The 18,868-nt window shown below is 31.2% G+C and carries 12 protein-coding genes and 1 pseudogene; 3 read left to right on the top strand and 10 right to left on the bottom strand.

The window, feature by feature from the left end:
* The coding region (locus tag IUY40_RS14700) for a Calx-beta domain-containing protein (protein ID WP_195737619.1) at positions 1-3,865 on the bottom strand (3,865 nt) is incomplete at its 3' end.
* Positions 3,866-4,454: 589 nt separating this feature from the next.
* On the opposite strand from IUY40_RS14700, the pseudogene IUY40_RS19510 reads away from it, so the two are divergent.
* Positions 4,455-4,768 (top strand): annotated as a pseudogene (locus IUY40_RS19510) (IS982 family transposase); the annotation flags it as partial.
* A gap of 865 nt (positions 4,769-5,633) precedes the next feature.
* On the opposite strand, the gene IUY40_RS14690 reads toward IUY40_RS19510, so the two are convergent.
* The 5 genes from IUY40_RS14690 to IUY40_RS14670 form a co-directional block, all read right to left on the bottom strand.
* Complete coding sequence (locus IUY40_RS14690) at positions 5,634-6,482, bottom strand: class I SAM-dependent methyltransferase (protein WP_195737617.1); 849 nt, start codon at positions 6,480-6,482, stop codon at positions 5,634-5,636.
* Positions 6,483-6,579: 97 nt separating this feature from the next.
* Entirely contained in the window at positions 6,580-7,041 is a 462-nt protein-coding gene (locus IUY40_RS14685; protein ID WP_195737616.1) for a GNAT family N-acetyltransferase, read from the bottom strand.
* A 566-nt stretch (positions 7,042-7,607) separates the two neighbouring features.
* Positions 7,608-9,479 (bottom strand): tRNA uridine-5-carboxymethylaminomethyl(34) synthesis enzyme MnmG, encoded by a 1,872-nt coding sequence (gene mnmG / locus IUY40_RS14680; protein ID WP_195737615.1) that lies wholly within the window; start codon positions 9,477-9,479, stop codon positions 7,608-7,610.
* Positions 9,480-9,663: 184 nt separating this feature from the next.
* Positions 9,664-10,083, bottom strand: coding sequence for an rRNA maturation RNase YbeY (gene ybeY, locus IUY40_RS14675; protein WP_195737614.1), 420 nt, complete (start codon positions 10,081-10,083; stop codon positions 9,664-9,666).
* The gene (locus IUY40_RS14670; protein ID WP_195737613.1) at positions 10,080-13,376 is read right to left on the bottom strand and encodes a hypothetical protein; all 3,297 of its coding nucleotides are present in this window, start codon (positions 13,374-13,376) and stop codon (positions 10,080-10,082) included. Before IUY40_RS14670 ends, ybeY begins: the two co-directional genes overlap by 4 nt.
* Before the next feature lie 164 nt (positions 13,377-13,540).
* Here IUY40_RS14670 and gltX point away from each other — a divergent pair, with 164 nt between their 5' ends.
* Both gltX and IUY40_RS14660 read left to right on the top strand, forming a co-directional pair.
* Positions 13,541-15,046: a glutamate--tRNA ligase gene (gene gltX, locus IUY40_RS14665; protein ID WP_195737612.1), complete on the top strand. Its 1,506-nt coding sequence runs from the start codon at positions 13,541-13,543 to the stop codon at positions 15,044-15,046.
* 145 nt (positions 15,047-15,191) lie between these two features.
* Complete coding sequence (locus IUY40_RS14660; RefSeq protein ID WP_195737611.1) at positions 15,192-16,169, top strand: SPFH domain-containing protein; 978 nt, start codon at positions 15,192-15,194, stop codon at positions 16,167-16,169.
* 27 nt (positions 16,170-16,196) lie between these two features.
* Here IUY40_RS14660 and IUY40_RS14655 read toward each other — a convergent pair whose 3' ends face one another.
* The 4 genes from IUY40_RS14655 to IUY40_RS14640 form a co-directional block, all read right to left on the bottom strand.
* Complete coding sequence (locus tag IUY40_RS14655; RefSeq protein WP_195737610.1) at positions 16,197-16,451, bottom strand: DUF6327 family protein; 255 nt, start codon at positions 16,449-16,451, stop codon at positions 16,197-16,199.
* A 3-nt stretch (positions 16,452-16,454) separates the two neighbouring features.
* Positions 16,455-16,805: a competence protein gene (locus tag IUY40_RS14650; protein WP_129540346.1), complete on the bottom strand. Its 351-nt coding sequence runs from the start codon at positions 16,803-16,805 to the stop codon at positions 16,455-16,457.
* Between the two features lie 129 nt (positions 16,806-16,934).
* Entirely contained in the window at positions 16,935-17,264 is a 330-nt protein-coding gene (locus IUY40_RS14645; RefSeq protein WP_039118044.1) for a YtxH domain-containing protein, read from the bottom strand.
* 81 nt (positions 17,265-17,345) lie between these two features.
* On the bottom strand, positions 17,346-17,825 hold the full coding sequence (locus IUY40_RS14640) for a hypothetical protein (protein ID WP_195737609.1): 480 nt from the start codon (positions 17,823-17,825) through the stop codon (positions 17,346-17,348).
* Positions 17,826-18,868 lie beyond the last annotated feature (1,043 nt).

The following is an 18,868-nucleotide window of genomic DNA, read 5'->3' as shown; positions in this document are numbered from 1 at the left end:
CATCTACTTTTATTTCTGCCGTACCTGAACCTGCAAGAATCGTTGCCACACCTGTTAAAGCGGTATAGTCGGTACCTGCTGTGGCTGAACCAGATATTGAATAGTTTATATCCACTGCACTTGTCACAGTAATTCCTTCTCGCAAACTTATCTTTATGATAGTACTTTCTCCTTCTTTAATACTTACTGATGGAGACATATTCAATACTCTCTTAGCTATATCATCCTTAATAGTAATTGTAGATTCATTGCTACTTCCCCAGGTAAATCCTTCTGTATCACCTCCTGTTAAAATTACCGTTTCGTCTGGTTCTACCAAATTATCCTTTAGAGCAGCTACATATATCACTCCTGATCCAAAACCAGCAGGAATCGTTTCCGTGCCTGTTAAAGTACTATAGTCGGTACCATTTGTAGCTGAACCTGATATCCTATAGTTTACAGTCAGGGGATACCCCATACTAACTCCTTCTGGCAAACTTATATATACAGCACTACCTAATCCTTCGGCAACATCTTCTTTAATTTTAGAAAAATTTAATACTCTCTGTGCCGGATCATTTGCGTCTGTAATGGTTACTGTAGCACTTTTGGCTGCATCATTCCATCCAATCCCTGGTAATACTGTAATGGGATTGCCATCACTTCTTGATAAGGTTACTGTCTCATCAAGCTCTATAACAGTATCAGTCTTTGCATCTATAACAATGGCTACAAAATTCTTACCTGCTGGTATTACTCCTATTCTATCCGATAGTGTATAGTCATTGTCAATAGTTGCTGTACCTCCAACTTTAAAGCTGAATCTAATCTCATTCGCAGCTGTAAATCCCTCTGGAAAACCTATCTGTATAGTAGTACTTTCTCCTTCTTTAACATTTGGCGTAGGAGAAGAAAAATTCAAACGTTTATTTGCTGGATCAGTTGCATCTTTAATGAATATTAAAGCGCTATTAGTTCCGTACTTCCAAGTAAATCCTGCTGTAGGAGCACCTATTAAACGAAACCCTTCATCATATTCTATCACTTTATCTAGTAAAGCATCTACTATTATTTCTGCCGTACCTGAACCTGCAGGAATGGTTGCCACACCTGTTAAAGTGGTATAGTCGGTACCATTTGTAGCTTCTGCATCTATATTAGACTTAACTATCTCATAGTTTATATCCACTGCACTTGTCACAGTAATTCCGTCTGGTAAACTTATCTTTATGGTAGTACTTTCTCCTTCTTTAATACTTACTGAAGATGGAGTCATACTCAATACTTTCTTTGCAGGATCAGTTGCATCCTTAATAGTAATTGTAGATTCATTGCTACTTCCCCAGGTAAATCCTTCTGTATCACCTCCTGTTAAAATTACCGTTTCGTCTGGTTCTATCAAATTATCCTTTAGAGCTGCTACATATATCGTTTCTAATCCATAACCAGCAGGAATCGTTGCCTCACCTCTTAAAGTAGTATAATCTGTACCATTTGTAGCTGAACCTGATATCGTATACTTTACAGTCAGGGGATACCCCATCCTAACTCCTTCTGGCAAACGTACCTGTACATCACTAAGTGATCCTTCGGCAACATCTTCTTTAATTTTAGAAAAATTTAATACTTTCTGTGCCGGATCAGTTGCGTCAGTAATGGTTGCTGTAGCCATCAAGCCGCCCATTGAAGTATCCCACTGAATGCCCAGACCTCCGGGTAAATTTCCACCCCTAATTTGAACAGTCTCATCAAGCTCGATAACATTATCTCTTAAAGCATTCACTGTTATTTCTGCCTCACCAGAACCAGCAGGAATCGTTACCGATGTAGGTAAAGTCGTATAGTCAGAACCATTTGTAGCTGTACCATAAATGCTGTAATTTACAACCTGCGGAATCGATACAGTAAATCCCTCTGGCAAACTTACCTTTACACTAGTACTTTCTCCTTCTTTAACACTTGCTGTAGGAGAAGAAAAGCGCAATTTTTTATTTGCTGCATCGGTTGCATCCTGAATAGTTACTGTATGAATTCTGCTATTTCCCCAGGTAAACCCTGGAGGATTTTCTCCTGCTGTTACAATTATCGTTTCGTTTTGTTCTATCACTTTATCTGTTAGCGCCTCTACTTCTATGTATCCAGAATATGAACCTTCAGGAATCGTTAGCGAACCTGTTAATTCTTTATAGTCTGTACCTGCTGTAGCGGTGCCACCCGATACTGTATAGTTTACAGTTAGTGGATATCCCATCCTAACCCCCCCCGTTAAACCTATCTCTATACGCGCAATATTTCCTTCACGAACTGGACTACCACTATAGTAGAAACCCAAACTTCTCCTTGCCGGATCTGTTACATCTGTAATAGTTACTGTAGCCTGCTTGCCTGCATCATCCCAAGTAAATCCAGTTAATGGACCTGCTGTTATAGCCCCTCCTGTTACGATTACTGTCTCGTCAAGCTCTATAAGCATATCCTGCAATGATTGAACAACAATATCTGCTGAATTTTTTCCTGCTTTTATCGTTCCTGTTCCAGACAATTCTTCATAATCCCCAACACTACCAACATTCGTAGTTTTAGCAATTGCCGTACCACTAACAGTATAATTGAATGTAATATCATTCGCCGCTGTAATCCCTTCTGGCAAACTTACTTTTAGTGTTGTCGCGCTACCCTCACTTATACTCACATCTGAACTAAAACGCAACATTTTATCCGATGCTGGATTAGCATCTGTAATAGTTACTTTAGCACTATTGGCTGTACTGCTCCAAACAAATCCTGGTGAAGGAGCTCCTGTTAAGATTACAGTCTCATCTCCCTCTATGACTGTATCCTTTAGTGCAATAATAGTAATATCTGTTGAATTTCGACCTGGTAGTAGCACTCCTGTATTACTTAATCGTGTAGCGTATAAACCATTAGGTGCCTTACCGCTAACGGTATCGTTTAATCTAAGTCCACCAGATAATACATAGTCATCCTCATTAGTTGCCGTACCACTAAGGGTATAGTTAAATTCAACAGCATTTGCCGCAGTAATCCCTTCTGGCAAACTTACTGTTATCTTTGTCGAGGTGCCCTCTGCTATCTGTTCTGTTGTTTGACTAAAACGTAACCCCCTAGCAGTTCCATCTCTTATAGATAATTTAGCGCTATTGGCTGTAGGACTCCAGGTATATCCTGCTGTAGGAGCTCCTGTTATAATTAACGTTTCCTCAGGTTCTATCAGTTTATCTAGTATCGTTTCCACTAGTATCGATGCCTCACCTGAACCTGCAGGAATCGTTACTATACCACTTAACATTTTATAGTCGGTACCATTTGTCGCGGTACTAGAACTAGATATCTCATAGTTTATATCCACTGCATTTGTCACAGTAATTCCCTTAGGTAAACTTACCTTTATAACTGCACTACCTCCTTCGGGAACACCTACTGCTACTGGAGAAAAGCTCAATACTTTCTTTGCAGGATCAGTTGCATCCTTAATGGTAATTGTTGCTACATTGTTACTCCCCCAATAATATGATTCTGAATCCAGTCCTGTTAAAATTAACGTTTCATCTAGCTCTATCAAATCATCTGTTAGCGTAGTTATTGATATCCGTGTTGAATTTGAATCCTTACCTATCGTTAGCGAATCTGATAAAGTGATATAGTCCACACCGTTTTTGGCTGTACCTGATATTGTATAGTATCCAGTCTTTGCATAGTTATTAGTAACCCCTTGCGGCAAACTTACATCTATATAAACACTTTCTCCTTCTGCAATATCTGCTTTAGTTATAGAAAAGTTCAATTTAGCAAAAAAATTTTGAGCAAATCCTGCACTACTAAAAAACAATACAAATAGGTAAATTAGTAATTTTTGTTTCATAATTATTATTATTATTATTAAAATAAGTTAAGTACAAGTGCTTTAACTTTACTCAGGAAAACAAAATACACTTTATACTAAATTTTATAGGCTACAAAATAAACCATAATAAAAGCTATAATACGGTAAAAAAATAACAGAATAGGCTTTTTTATTAGCTTGATTGCGATTAAAAGGAAAATATGTTAAAAAACAAGTAAATACACAATAAAACTGCTTTGTGCTTGCCGAAAATAAACTTACAGATTAAACATAGGTGTGTTGATGGAAAAATTCTTTACTTAAAAACATAAAAAAACAACAAATTCCTGATTTTATTGAACCTGATCAGTTCAACAAAAGAAGACAAAAACTTTTTTTAAAAGTAAAAAACAAAATTGGCCTCTCGCTTTTAGTTTTTGAAGATAAATTCATCGCGGATAATATGTCGTAGAAAATTTTAAAATTGCACGTTATAACCAAATTTAAATGTGAAAAAACAAGTTTGAAATGATCTATTCAAGAGGCTTTACAGATATTAACTGCATGAAAATTATTTAATAAAAAGACTTTTCTATTCATTAAATAGTAAAAATAAGAAGTTCTTTAAAAAAAACATATGCCTGATTGTGTCCTACTTAAAGATAAATCATACTTATCTAAAAACATAAAATAGATTTATTTTAAACAAAAAAACATCAAATTAGAAACACCAAAAAGAGTATAAACCAAACTACACCTGTTTTAGGAAATAAAAAAAGAATTGAAATATTTTTTTCACAATTATAAGACCAAATGAGAGTTAGATGCTATTCTGTGAAAACTTTTGAAAGTTATAAAACAAGAATTTTAGTAAAAATAACAACATTAACATTGGTTCAATATAACATTAAATTCATCTTTGATAGTCTAAAAATAATATAAGAATCAAATCATTTAATTAAATCCAATGGCCTATGAAGTCTAAAATTAATCAAAAAACAAATAGTTATATCCACAGCTACTCATTACTGCCTTTTTTGCTAGTAGCATTTACAACTGTAGTAATAAAATCTATTACACCTTTCCAGAAATTATAAAATTAATTAGTAAACTCTAGTTTTCAATAGTTCCCTAACATCAACATTAGCTTGAATCACAACAAAGCTCAATAATTTTGCTTTATCATTACTAATCATATGCAGCTTAAATCCATAAAACCAACCTATTGTAGATATACGTATAAGCAGTGCCTTTAAAAACTTTATTTCTGAAGATTGGTTTGTTTTAAAAATTATTAGTGGGTTAAGTCTACAAATGAAATACCTCTGCAATTACCCAACCAAGAAGTTTTGGTGAAAATGGTTAGGGTGAAAAAAAAATTTGGATCAATTCTAAATATATATAAAACAGTATAATAAGAACTCATTTTGTGCATGCTTAGCAACATATAAAATGTAAAATGCAATCATTCTGCATTTACAAATATTCAAAGTCTCTTAAAAGCCTTTTTTAGCAAAAAAACTGTGCGATTTTTTAAAAATCGTTATAAAATTTATCAAAACTAATCATGAGGTAAAATTTAGTTAAATGACTAATTATAAACGAACTAGCCTCACTAAATTTTACCTTTTTCAAGATTTTTTTAATCGAAATCGGTAATGAAATCAGGTAATCAAACGCTATTTATTGATAATTTGCTGCTATAAAAACGGCTGTTTTTTAGCCTTAATTTAAGCAGACTTTTAAAAAAAGAACGAATACCTGCTTGTTATCCAAAAAAAAGCCTTAAAACGCCTTAAAATAGGCTCTATTTGTTTTTTAAAACATAGATGTGCGATGAATATTCTAAAGTGCGCATTGCTTTCCAATTAGACTTTAATCCAATAAAAAATGCCGTTAGGTAATTCATTTTTCCGGTTTTGTATTTTTCAGAAAGCAAGCTCACATAAAATGAATCAAATTTCATCGGAAGAATTTTTTCTAGACTCATATCTACTTTTTCAAAAAGTAACTGAATTGCTTTTTTCGAGAAATGCCAAAAATGAATTGGCACATCATAAGCTGCCCAAAAAGTTTTGTAATGATTTGCATCGAAAGATTTAAAATTTGGAACTGCCACAATTAACGTTCCAGTTGGCTTTAATAATCGCTTTAATTCTTGAATTTGCAATTCTAAATTTGGAACATGTTCCAAAACATGCCACATGGTAATTACATCGAAAGAGTTATTTTCTAGTTCCGAAATTTTTTCTACAAATGAAATTCCTTTTTTTATTGCGATAGATTTTGCCCTATCACTTGGTTCTACCCCAACAGTATCCCAACCATTGTCTTTTGCCGTAAACAAAAAATCTCCAGTTCCGGCACCAATATCTAAAATTCTTCCCTTTTGCGGATTTTCAGAATTAATCAAATTTAATTTATTCTTCAGTGCAATATTTTTGACGATATGATATGCTTTTTCAAACAACGAACGTTTGTTGTCTGTGTGCGAAATATAATCTTCGCTTTCGTAATATTTCCCCAAATCATTTTGATTGGGTTGCGGAGATGTTATTAGCATATCCAAAGTTGCATCATAATGCAATTCAAAAATTTCTTTAGAAACTGAGTGATCTTTTACAGTAAGAAAATGTTTTTTGTTTAAAACGTCCATTTTATAATTATTGGTATTTTGGTTTATTTTTATAGCAAACCCTAAAAACGAAAATCAGTTTTTAGGGTTTTTTATTCTTTTTATTTTACTTTTCATTTTAACGCTGCCATTTTATTTTGACAGCCGATATTTTTTCATTTTCCATTCTTATTTCTGAACAAACAGTAAAACCATTTTTTTCATAAAACAACAATGGCGATTTATATGGCGCTGCATTATTTTTAATTTCATTCTCATGGTCAATAACCCAACCATTCAAACTATCATTATTTTTTTTTAATTCTTTAATCAATAATGAGCCTTTCCCATTTCCTTGAATTTGACTATCAATAATTATTGCAAACCAATCTTCATTTTCTCTCAAAAAAGTGAATGCCCATCCTTTAATTTTATTCCTATCAAGTAAAAAATAATGTTCCGCATTCGACAAACTATTTAAATACAAATCAAAATCATGAATTGCTTCATGATTTAAACTCGCAGGATATTCATTGTTCCAAAGTTGCAATAAGGATTCTTTACGTTTTGATGATAAAACTTGTTCTCTAAAAATCTTCATAATTAAAAACTTATGTTTATCAGCAAAATCAATAGCTCACAAAGTAGTTTCACGTGGAACATACGTTTTTAGATTTCAGATTACAAACAGATAAAAAGCTATTTTTTTTACTAAAATCAATAATACACAAAACAACTCTTAATCTACATTTCATAAAAAATCATTTTTGAAGACGTAATGCAATAGATTTATTTTTTTTATACCATTTAAAAAAAAGCATTAAAACTATACAAATCAAGATTACAAAACATATTCTTAATATAAAAACGCAATCCTAAGCAAATTTACGATCACATTCAGAACCTAAATTAATTTTACCTAACAATACATTAAACACACAATACTGACCTACTCTTTTTATAAAAAACTAAATCAATTTAAGATTTATCAACAAATACAAAACATATAATGTAATCAAGGCAAGAAAATAGTTTCACGTGGAACAATTTACTTATAATTTCAAGTTTAAAACTTTTGTTTAAACATTTAAAGATGCACAAATATGCATCTTTAATAAATAAAGTATTCAAACAAAAACTTGAAAGCTAAAACTTAAACCCAACTTTTTATCTCCCCATGTAAATTAACAAAACCGAAATATCACTTGGAGAAACGCCGCTAATCCTTGAAGCCTGAGAAATAGTAACAGGACGAATTTTGGCTAATTTTTGCTTAGCTTCAATCGACATTGATTTTATTTTATTATAATCGAAATTTTCTGGAATCTTCACTTCTTCTAACCTAGTTAGCTTATCCGCATTATTTCTTTCTTTTTCGATATAACCCGAATATTTAACTTGAATTTCTGCTTGCTCTAAAATTTCCTCATCCAAATCATTTAATTCGATATAGTCCTTTACTTTATCAAATTTTATAATATCCTCCAAATCTATTTGAGGACGAGAGAAAACCTTAAACATTTTATCTCCTTGAGATATCAATGCTGTTCCCTTAGATTCTAAAATAGGATTTGCTTCTGAAACAGAAACGCTGGTTTCTTTAAAGAATGCAACCATTTTTTCAGATTCTTTAAGTTTGTGCTCCATTCTGCGTAAACGTTTCTCTGAAGCCAAACCAATTTCATATGACATTGGTGTTAACCTAAAGTCGGCATTATCCTGACGCAATAATGTTCTGTATTCAGCACGAGACGTAAACATGCGATAAGGTTCTTCTGTACCTTTTGTAATTAAGTCATCAATTAAAACACCAATATAAGCTTCGTCGCGTTTTAAAATCAATGGCGCTTTTTTGTTTATTTTTAAATGCGCATTTATTCCTGCCATCAAACCTTGCGAAGCAGCTTCTTCATATCCAGTAGTACCATTAATTTGTCCAGCAAAATACAACCCTTCGACTAATTTAGTTTCAAGAGTGTGCTTTAATTGTGTTGGCGGAAAATAATCATATTCGATAGCATAACCAGGACGAAAAAATTTCACGTTCTCAAAACCTACAACAGTACGCAAAGCTTTAAATTGAATATCTTCTGGCAAAGATGTAGAAAATCCGTTTACATAAACCTCACATGTATGCCATCCTTCTGGCTCTACAAATAATTGGTGACGTTCTTTATCAGCAAAACGATTAATTTTATCTTCAATAGACGGACAGTATCTTGGTCCGATACTTTTTATCCTCCCATTAAACATTGGCGAACGATCAAAACCAGATCTCAAAATATCATGCACATCCAAAGATGTGTATGTCATATGGCAAGACCTTTGATGAATAAGAGGTGAAGTAACATCCGAATAAGAAAACTTATCTGGTTTAGCATCTCCTTTTTCCTCGTTCATTTTAGAATAATCTAAAGAACGACCATCAACTCTTGGAGGCGTTCCTGTTTTCATTCTTCCAGATTCAAAACCTGCTTGAACCAAATCTTCTGTTATTCCGTAAGCAGCACTTTCGCCAGCTCTGCCTCCACCAAATTGTTTATCTCCTATATGGATCAAACCGTTTAAGAAAGTTCCGTTTGTCAAAATAACCGACTTAGAACGAATTTCAATTCCGAGTGAAGTCCTAACGCCTTTAATTTTTCCGTTTTCAATAATCAATCCTTTTACCATTTCTTGGTAAAAATCAAGATTAGGAGTTCCTTCGAGCATCATTCTCCATTCTTCAGCAAACCGCATTCTGTCGCTTTGAACCCTTGGCGACCACATTGCTGGCCCTTTTGATTTGTTCAACATTTTAAACTGAATCGCAGTACGGTCAGAAACTATTCCTGAGTACCCACCTAGCGCATCTATTTCGCGCACAATTTGTCCTTTTGCAATTCCTCCCATCGCTGGGTTGCATGACATCTGCGCTATGTTTTGCAAGCTCATTGTAACAAGCAAGGTTTTAGATCCAAGATTTGCGGCCGCTGCCGCGGCCTCTGAGCCGGCATGACCTGCACCAACTACAATAACATCGTATTCTTCTAAAAACATTTTATTTTTTTATTCTCCAGAAACAGTTTAAGGCGGCTTCCAGAATTAACTTTATTTATTTGTTCCACGTGGAACTCTCAAAAAAACACAATTATTATGTTCCACGTGAAACACTTTAATTTTTATGAAGTAAAATAAAATCATGTTCCACGTGGAACATGATTTGAGATAAAAGATTATTTAGTTATGGTTCCACGTGGAACATTTCTATTTTTTCTTCTTCTTTAGAACGCATCGTTACTGCTTCGCTCTCTGATTTATCTTTATACCCACAGTAATGTAGAATCCCGTGAGCTAACACACGCTTTAATTCATTCTCAAAAGAAACATTAAAATCTGTAGCATTGTCACGAACTCGTTCAACCGAAACAAAAATATCTCCGTTTAATTCATTACCAACTGTATAATCAAAACTGATAATATCTGTAAGTGTATCATGATTAAGATACTCTACATTAATTTTATGAAGGTAATCATCGTCACAAAAGATATAACTTATCTCCCCTTCTTTTTTATTCTCTGAAAGAATCACAGCCGAAAGCCATGATTCAAACGCTGCTTCATTATTTAAAACAAAGTCTGTTTCGTAATTAAAATTGATCATTTAGTATTAAAGTATTCTTGAACCTTTTGATTAAAATTCGATCGCAAAGGTAATGATTGTCTGTTTAAAATCTCTATGCTATTTAAATAATCTGACAATGATGCTGGCAACGCATTAGATTGATTATTAAACTCTTTCCTATTTGTTTCTGATTGTCGCTTGTTTTCTTGACCTTGTTCTTGAACAGCTGTATCTAACTTTAATAATTCTTGTTGAATATTCAATATACGTTGCAAGTTTTCATTCTTAAAGCCTTTATTCAAAAGTTGTTTCTCTAATTGCTTCATTTGATCTAGTGCCTTTTGTCCATTAGGTCCTAATCCTTGTTTAGCTAATTCTTTTTGTAACGCCTCTCTAAGAAGAACCTGCTCCTTATAAATTTCCATTATTTCTTGAGCATTTCCTTCTCCATCATCTCCATTCTCGCCAGATGAACCTTTACCACTTTGCTTAGGATCTTTACCGTTTTTACCTTGCTCCTTCCCTTTATCCATTCCGTCTTTCATTTTTTTACCTAATCCCTCTTGTTTTTTCATAATGTCAGGTAATTGCATCCCTTCGCCTTGACCAGGCTTAGGCTTACCTGAACCAGGACTAGCCATTGACATTTGCATATTATTTAATAAATCACTCAAGAAATCGGCTAATTTATTGGCAGAAGAAATAGCATATTGCTGGTGAGAGACTCCTTTACGTATTTCGACATCGGTTAAGGTCTCGAGCGCTTTATCCATATTGTATTGAACATTGCCTATTTCTTTTGTTACATCTTCAGCAATTTTTGGATTACGCAAGGATAATGCAAACAAGCTATCATCAATATGTTTGAACTGTAATTTTAAATTTTGCTGAATCTTAATGTTTTTATTGAATACAGATGACCCTGTTTTGATAGATCTAAACTGCAACATAACAGCTTCTTCTGCAAGCGAAAAAGCTAAAAGATTATCTAAAATCTGACGTAACATTATTACATCTTCTTCTAATTGTTCCTGCTCTGATGACTGCATACTTTCTTGCATTTTTTGAGCCATCTCCTTCATTTTCTTAGCTGCATTCTTCTGCTTAGGTTTTGCACCAGCACTATTGTTTTTCTTTAATTCATCAGATGCTTTTTTTAGATCGTTATCGATATCCTTCTCTTTATTTGCATCACTAGGCAATTCTATAGGAGTTTTTAAGGTCTTATTCTCATCTTTTAAATCTTTTAAATCTTTCTGAAGTTGATCAAAAGCTTTATTTATTTCATCTTGCTTATCAACAGTATTATCTTTGTCTTTATTAGATAGTTGCTCTTGTTTGTCGGCTAATTTATCTAGTTTATCTTTTAATTGTTCTGCTTTTTTAGCTACATAATATCTCTTGGTAAGCTCAACTAATTGTTCTAAATTCTTAGATTGATTTTTAGAAATTTGCTTAAATTTATCAATTTTATCAAACAATTCATCACTCTTAATTTTATCATTTAAGTCTTTGAGTTCATCCATTAACTTTTTATTTTTCTCTAAGTCTTTATCAGCATTATCCAAACGTTTTTGCAAATCCTCAATAGTTTGATCTTTCTTTTCGGTCTTAAATTTATCTAAATTCTGATTCATCTTCTCAGCAAAATCTTTCATCATCTGATCTTGCTGTTTCTGACGCTTAATAAAATCATTTATTTTTTGCTGGTCATTGAACTCTAAATTATTCTTTTGTTTACCTACTTTTTGAAGCTTTTCTAATTCAGAAATTTGCTTATCCTGACTTTTTAAAGATTTAGACAAGGCATTAATATTACTATTTTGCTGTTCTAAATCTAGCTCATGCAATTCTTCGTTCGTAGCAACTCTATCTGAGAATACAGAAGATTTAGCACTCTTGAAATTGTGTGGAGCATCGTTATCGAAAACCTCAAAATAATATTCATAAGATACCCCTTGCTCAACAGGAAGATTACTAGGAAATGAAAAAACAAATTGATCGAATACATTGTTCTTAACTGCAATTGTTCCACGCTTGGCAGTGTTAGGTTTGTTGCGTTCGTAGTATACAATTTGTAATTTTGACAACCCATAATCATCGGATAATTGTCCCAACATATAATCCTTTCCAAGCTTTAAACTATCAGGTGCAACACTTACATTGATAGTAGGGAACTGATCTTTGATAATTGAGAGCTGATAATTGAGTTTTTCATAGTTTTTAACCTTATTATTAGATGTAAGTATTTGATATTCTGTGTTTTGACTAATATTTTTAGATAAAATAAAACTATTATCTACTTTGACAAAAGGAATTAATGAACTCCCGTCTTTCCAATCAACATTTTGAGTAGATTTAGTATTCATTTTCCATGTAACACGAGTTCCTTCTGGCAAAATTGCATTACCAGTACCACTGATAGTTTCACTTTTTTTATTTAAATAAGAAGGATAATTTAATTGCATTTCAAAATTTGCAATAGATGGAACAGTAATAACCTTCAATTCATATGAAGGAGAAGTTACTTGATTTGCCTCTACATAAAACTCAACGTTACTATTTGGCTTTTCAATTTTAAATTCAAATACTCCAGGTTTGGTAGATTCCATAAAATAACTTTCGTTTTCAATATGAATCATTACATTCTCAGGAATAACATTCCCTTCAGATTGTACTTGAAGGATGAAATCTTTATTCTGTTCAGTTTGTAAATTTGAATTTAGAATAACAAATTTAAAAGGTGCTGGAGGTAAAAAAGCAGCGTTAAAATGCACAACTCTATTTAAACTTTGAGAAAGGATACCACTATTACCAGAAATATAAAAAACAAAAAAGAATAAAATTGGTATTAAAGCTAACGGTAAATATTTCTTATTCGCACTAAAATTAATCGCATTACTAAACGGAATTAATTGCAATGAATTTGCCTTTTGTTCAATCGAAGCCAACATTAATTCAGATTTTTCAATCTCATTAGTTGAAGATGAAAGTTGCAAAAAGTTCGTTAGCTTATCATTGACTTCAGAAAAATGATTACCAATTATAGCTGAAGCTTCTTTATAATCTATCCCTTTTTGAATCTTAAATAATTTAAAAAGTGGAAACATAATAAAACGAAATAACAGAAACACTTCTACACAAACAAAAGCACAAAACAAAAGTGTTCTTCCTAAAGGTTTTAACCAAAGAAAATATTCAATGAAAATGGTAAATAAAAAATATAATAACCCAAATCCTGTAAATAAAAGTAAACCTCTTATCAACTCATTGGTATAATATTTCTTTATAAAATCCTCAAGCTTTTGATATATAAATGGAACTGTTTTCAAAATAGTAATCTGTTTTACTTATAACCTATAAAAATACTAATTTTAATAATACCATATTAGGTTCAAACGCTGATAAGATTCAAATTGTAAAAAACAAAAGCTTTAAAACTTTCGACTAATGACTTTTGAGTAAAGTCGTATCTTTGTATCAAAATTTAAAACAAATGTCAAAGCAAGTTCGTGTGCGTTTTGCACCAAGTCCGACAGGGCCATTACATATTGGCGGAGTTCGTACTGCCCTATTTAATTATTTATTTGCAAAAAAACATAACGGTGTTTTTTATCTTAGAATTGAAGATACAGATCAAACCCGTTTTGTTCCTGGTGCCGAAGCTTATATTATGGAAGCGCTAGAATGGTTAGGAATTGCTCCAGATGAAACTGTAGGCAAAAATGAAAAATTTGGTCCATACAGACAAAGTGATCGTAAAGATTTATACCAACAATATGCAGATCAATTAATCACTTCAGGCTGGGCTTATTATGCATTTGATACTCCAGAATCATTAGATGCGCTAAGAAAACAACATGAAGCAGAAGGAAAAACATTTATATACAATCATCATAACCGCGAAAAACTAGATACTTCACTAGTAATTTCTACAGAAGAAACGGCTAAGAGAATTGCAAATGGAGAGCATTATGTAATTCGTTTTAAAACTCCGGTAAACGAAACATTGCATTTACAAGATAGTATTCGTGGAGAAGTTAAGTTTGAAACCAATCTTTTAGATGATAAAGTTTTATTTAAAAGTGATGGAATGCCAACTTACCATTTAGCAAATATTGTAGATGATCATTTGATGGAAACATCTCATGTAATTCGTGGAGAAGAATGGTTGCCATCTATGCCTCTACACGTTTTATTATACAGAGCTTTTGGTTGGGATGCTCCAGAATTTGCGCATTTACCATTAATTCTGAAACCAATTGGTAACGGTAAATTATCTAAAAGAGATGGTGATAAACTTGGTTTCCCTGTATTTCCATTAGAATGGAAAACAGAAGAAGGGATTTCATCTGGATATAGAGAAAAAGGATTTTTCCCAGAAGCTGTTATTAACTTCCTAGCTTTATTAGGTTGGAATGATGGAACTGACAAAGAAATATTTTCATTAGATGAATTAATAGAAGCATTTGATTTAAACAGAGTTCATAAATCTGGTGCTAAATTTGATCCAGAGAAAAACAAATGGTTCAATCACCAGCATTTGATAAAACAAAGTAATGAAGATTTAGCCAAAGATTTCACTCCTATTTTAGTTGAAAAAGGGTTCTCGACTCCGCTCGAACTAACAACAAAAATAGTTTCTTTGATAAAAGAACGTGCTCATTTTGTTTCTGAATTTTGGGAACTAAGCGATTTCTTTTTCCAAGCACCAACATCATATGATGAAAAAGCAACTAAAAATTGGAATTCAGCAACTCCAACTTTAATGCAAGAACTAACATCTGTTCTGGAAAATATTGAAGATTTTACTTCTGTAAATATTGAATCTATAGTAAAAGATTGGATGACTAAAAATGAAATTGGAATGGGTAAAGTTATGCAACCTTTCCGTTTGAGTTTGGTTGGAGCACTTAAAGGTCCTCACCTATTTGATATTGTTGAAATCATTGGAAAAGAAGAAACCATCTCAAGAATCCAAAAAGCAATAGTGGCTTTATAAAAAATTAACAAGTACAATTATAAAAGCGTTAAGACCACCTATAGAGGCCGTTCTTAACGCTTTTTATATTTAATGAAAACATAACGTCTCAGATGGAAGAAATTTCGTAATTTGACAATTAATATTTAAACTAAATTTATCGGTTATGAACATTCCAATTATTATTCTTTTAATCTTCGGATTATTTATTCTTCTATCTTCTTTCTTTACAGTAAAACAACAAACATCTGTAATTATAGAACGTTTCGGAAAATTTCTTAGCGTAAGAACTTCAGGTTTACAATTAAAAATACCAATGATTGATAGAATTGCTGGACGAGTAAATCTAAAAATTCAACAATTAGATGTTATCATTGAAACAAAAACTAAAGACAACGTTTTTGTGAAACTTAAAGTATCAGTTCAATTTATGGTAATTAAAGAAACCGTTTATGATGCTTTCTATAAATTAGAATATCCACACGATCAAATCACATCTTATGTATTTGATGTAGTACGAGCAGAAGTTCCTAAATTAAAATTAGATGATGTTTTTGAAAGAAAAGATGATATCGCAGTTGCAGTAAAAAGAGAATTAAATGAAGCAATGACTACTTATGGATATACAATTATAAATACATTGGTAACTGATATTGATCCAGATATTCAGGTTAAAAATGCAATGAACAGAATTAATGCTGCTGATAGAGAAAAAACTGTAGCTGAATTTGAAGCTGAAGCATCTAGAATTAGAATTGTTGCTAAAGCAAAAGCTGAAGCTGAAAGTAAAAGATTACAAGGACAGGGTATTGCTGATCAAAGAAGAGAAATTGCAAGAGGTCTTGTAGAAAGCGTTGATGTTTTAAATAAAGTAGGAATTAATTCTCAAGAAGCTTCAGCATTAATTGTTGTTACTCAACATTATGATACATTACAAGCTATTGGTGCTGATACAAATTCTAACTTGATTTTATTACCAAATTCGCCACAAGCTGGAAGTGATATGCTAAACAATATGGTAGCTTCATTTAGTGCATCCAACCAAGTGGGTGAAATGATGAAGAAAACAAATAGAAAACTGAAACCAAAAACTGAAACAAAACCTGATTATGAAACTCCTGATGATACAGAAACAGAAGAGTAATCTAAATATAGAAAATACAAAAGAGGCTTAATGGCCTCTTTTTTTGTTCATAAACCATCCTATAAGATAAGGAATAGCAGCTTGAATAATTTTTAAATATGAATTAGAAAGTATCGTTTTGTAAGAACCTAAAAAACCATTTATTATATTCTGAGGTTCTAAAGATTCTTTAGTTTTTTGAACACTTAAAACTAATTTTTGATAATTTATTTCTTTCTCAATTTTAAGAATTTCCAATTCTCTATCAATTTCAGCGTATGACGAGTATTTTTTTGTTTCCATAATTTAGTCGTTAAAAAATATTTCTGAAAATTTCTCTAAGATTGGTCCTTCTACCATTTTATCTTTTATAAAGAAAATAAGTATCGTAGCTAATAAATAGATCCCTCCTACTATAAGAAATCCAAAAGTATAACTGCCCAAAGCAGCACTAATTGCAAAAGCAGCTGCAACTGAACCAAACAACATAACCATACTAAAACACAGTAAAATTAAAATAAATTTAAAAATTACTGTAGTAGATTTCATTGCTACTTTAAAACCCCATAATTTATAATAAGCGAGGTGACTATCAACATAGGCTTTCGCCTGATCTTGAATATTTTCGGTATGTTCTTTAAACTCTTCAAAAGCCATAAATACAATTTTAGTTGATTTTAATATAAAAAAACAAAGTACACAATGAAACCAATGTATTGTGTTTTTTTGAAACAATAACAATTAAAGTTCAATGTGTACTTTGCTTATGCCTAAAAAAAGGCTATTTTATTTTTGAAGTTTAGCGTTTTGAGTTTTCAAATCTGCTAATTTAGATTCAAGAAAAGAAATTACTTCTTCTGTTTTATAACTCATATTCGAAAGTAAGTTTTCATACGTTCCATCTAAATCTTCTTTAGCATTTAAAAACTTGTCGCGTAATTCTTCAGTAGAAGTTTCTAATTTATGCTTCAAATTATGTTTAGCATCATCAATTCCGTGTTTAATACGTCCTCTTGTTTTTGACCCTTTATCCGGTGCAAACAAAATTCCAATTCCTGCTCCAATCGCCGCACCTGTAAGAAGTGCCAATATCGTGTTTCCAGTGTTGTTTGACATAACTATAATATTTAAAAGTTAAAACTAAAGATAATCTATTTTTTACAAATAAAAATTCGATAAATAATGTTTAATATAATTTTAATATACGTAAGCAACTGCTCGATACTTACCATCTGGTTTTTCGACAATTGAAACAAACGGATATCCATTATCTGCAGACTTAGTTTTGATGCGTCTTTCTGTTTGTTCCTTTAATGCTAAAGGAGACTCCCCTTTTGTTTTTGTAGATAATCCTGAAAAAGTTTCAACTTCTTTAAGTCCAATAGTTTGATATGGTTTTAAAACTTTTACCAAACTATAATCTTTTTTGTCAGCTACAACAATTTTAGGAGAAATAGATTCAGATTTCAAACTTGCTTTTTCATGGAGAGAAGAAACTGCATATTTACTAATTGTAAATTGTTCCTGACTTCCATTCAATGAATAGTAAATAAGATCAATATCTTGTTTTATATAATTAACATCTAATTGTTCTCCGTTATGCTTGATTATTTGATGGGTTTGCGAAAAAGCAAAACTGGTAAATAATATTCCAAGTATTAAAAATTTAATTTTCATAAATACAGCTATTAAGTTTATAATATAAAATTAAGGCTCAATAAAGTATAGCATAAGAAATGAAATAAACAATTTTTAAAATAATCAAAAAATCAATCTAGGCGATTTGATAATCATGAAATAAAATTGAAAAACACTTTAAATAAAAAGTATTATCAAAACTAAATCAAAATCTAAATACGAACGATAAATTAATATTAAGAATTTTATCTAAAACTATTCAAAAACTAAAATTTACTTAAAATAAAATTTTAAGATTTAAGAAATAATTTTATAATCATAGCCCACTCCATTTATATTTTAAAAGTGAATAAAATCATTTTTAAAAATTTGCTTAATTGGCTTTTCATAAAAATAATATATTTATTGGTATTTTTATGTTAACAACGCGTTAAACCATATTAAATTGAAACAAAAATTAAAATAAAGCATGCTGTTGAATTGTTTTTACAAAACCAATAAAAGAGCTGTTATAATTATAAAAACGTCTTAAAAATGATATATTAGCCTTGTTTTTAATATATAAAAACTATATAAAACTATAAAATTATCAATATTAACAATGATAGATAAAATATAAATTAAATAAATTAACAATAAATAAAACTGATTATTAATCTTATCCTATTTTACAGAATATTTTAATAATTAGTGAAATACTTTTTTGAATGAATCAAAATAATTTAGAAGTTCAATATTTAAAATAAAAAAAGCAAAATCCTAGCAATGCAAAAAAATTGAATTGTTAATCGGTAAAATGTATCAAAATAGAACAAGGTCTTGTACTTATAAACATTTCAGTGTTAATAATGAGAAAATCACCTTAAAATTAGGTCTAAAATTAAAATAAAGTACGCTAATCAATCCTTTTTTAAAAACCAATAATAGACTCATCATAATTAAAAAAACACCTTAAAATCAATATATGAAAGCTGTTTTTAATCTATAAAAACTATATAAATACTAAAAATTATAATTAATCTTAATAATAGACAAAATATAAATTAAATAAATTTTCTATAATTAAAATTGATAATAAGTTA

It is taken from the genome of Flavobacterium sp. ALJ2, from assembly GCF_015594725.1.
Taxonomy (GTDB): Bacteria; Bacteroidota; Bacteroidia; order Flavobacteriales; family Flavobacteriaceae; genus Flavobacterium.
The sequence above is the reverse complement of the archived record's forward strand: the minus strand, read 5'-3'. Positions and strand labels throughout refer to the sequence as shown.